Raw genomic sequence first — 812 nt, 5'->3', positions numbered from 1 at the left:
AGCGAAGCGAACCTTGAATACATGGCGAAAAGTGGCTTTGATACTTACATTGCGGATAACCAATTTAGAAAACGAAACCCGTTATTTAAAGACAGCGAAACTTATGAAACAGAGCAAGAAAAACGCCGACTAAAACGCAGTAAAGGTAAGCCACGCTTATTTACTTCAGAGGACTTCCATTATGATGAAACAACACAAACCTGCCGCTGTCCCGCAGGCAATGACATGTGGCGAAGTGGTATCAATGTAAAAAGCCACAACCAAAAATACACGCGATTCTGCGGTTACTTAAAAGATTGCAAAGTATGCCCGCTGCAACAGCAATGCATGCGAAAGCCACCTATAAAAACAGGACGGCAAGTTCAGTTTAAAAATGATGAATCGCGTAAAAAGCTAAGCTACATCGACAAAATGAAGGTCAAAATAGACAGCCCAATCGGGCGACGACAGTACAGCAAACGACTTGGCTGTATAGAGCCAGTGTTCGGGAATATTACAGTTAACAAAGGCATGAATAAATTGACCTTACGCGGTCAAACGAAAGTGAATGCCCAATGGCAACTGTATTGCTTAGTTCATAATATAGAAAAGCTGCAAAACACGATGCATTAATAAAGGTAAGCTGCTACCTCTCCAAATAAGCCACTTAAACACCTGTCATACCTTCCAAAACGCCCATTAAAGAAACAGTAAATCCTCTTTTTATATTTCACGTAAAATCGAAGTAACCGATTGAATCAAAATAGGAACTCAGCTATGGTTAATGCATCAATAAAAATAAATTAAAAACGAGTTATTCTACAGCCTCGTTA

At 39.5% G+C, this 812-nt stretch carries 1 protein-coding gene; it reads left to right on the top strand.

The window, feature by feature from the left end; translation table 11 throughout:
• Positions 1-612 (top strand): transposase (locus tag H5187_RS23780; RefSeq protein ID WP_182798502.1); only part of this gene is annotated, 612 nt, incomplete at its 5' end.
• Positions 613-812 lie beyond the last annotated feature (200 nt).

Source organism: Pseudoalteromonas sp. SG44-1, from assembly GCF_014164315.1.
GTDB lineage: Bacteria > Pseudomonadota > Gammaproteobacteria > Enterobacterales > Alteromonadaceae > Pseudoalteromonas > Pseudoalteromonas rhizosphaerae.
This window is presented reverse-complemented; position numbering and strand designations above follow the sequence as displayed.